At 59.7% G+C, this 673-nt stretch carries 1 protein-coding gene; it reads left to right on the forward strand.

Annotation, left to right across the window (positions count from 1 at the left end):
- Window positions 1-673: Ig-like domain-containing protein (locus CG67_RS18275; RefSeq protein ID WP_038024710.1), on the forward strand; the 673-nt coding region annotated here is incomplete at both ends.

The following is a 673-nucleotide window of genomic DNA, read 5'->3' on the forward strand; positions in this document are numbered from 1 at the left end:
GTGCTGACCAATGACACGGATAAGGACGGCGACACCCTGACGGTGACGCAGTTTACTGTGGATGGTCAGACGGTGAAAGCCGGTGAAACCGCGACCCTCAGCGGCGTGGGTACCCTGACCATCGGCAGTGACGGTAAATACACCTTTACCCCGGTGGACGGCTATACCGGCAAGGTCCCGTCTGCGACCTACACGGTCACGGACGGGCAGGCCACGTCCACCGCGACGCTGAGCTTCAGCACGATCAATACCCCGCCGGTGGCGAACAATGACACGGCGGTGGCGAAAGAAAATACGCCGGTGAACGGTAATGTGCTGACCAATGACACGGATAAGGACGGCGACACCCTGACGGTGACGCAGTTTACTGTGGATGGTCAGACGGTGAAAGCCGGTGAAACCGCGACCCTCAGCGGCGTGGGTACCCTGACCATCGGCAGTGACGGTAAATACACCTTTACCCCGGTGGACGGCTATACCGGCAAGGTCCCGTCTGCGACCTATATTATTACCGACGGTCAGGCTACGTCCTCGGCGACGCTGAGCTTCAGCACGATCAATACCCCGCCGGTGGCGAACAATGACACGGCGGTGGCGAAAGAAAATACGCCGGTGAACGGTGATGTGCTGACCAATGACACGGATAAGGACGGCGACACCCTGACGGTGACGC

The organism is Tatumella sp. UCD-D_suzukii, assembly GCF_000611875.2.
Classification (GTDB): domain Bacteria; phylum Pseudomonadota; class Gammaproteobacteria; order Enterobacterales; family Enterobacteriaceae; genus Tatumella; species Tatumella ptyseos.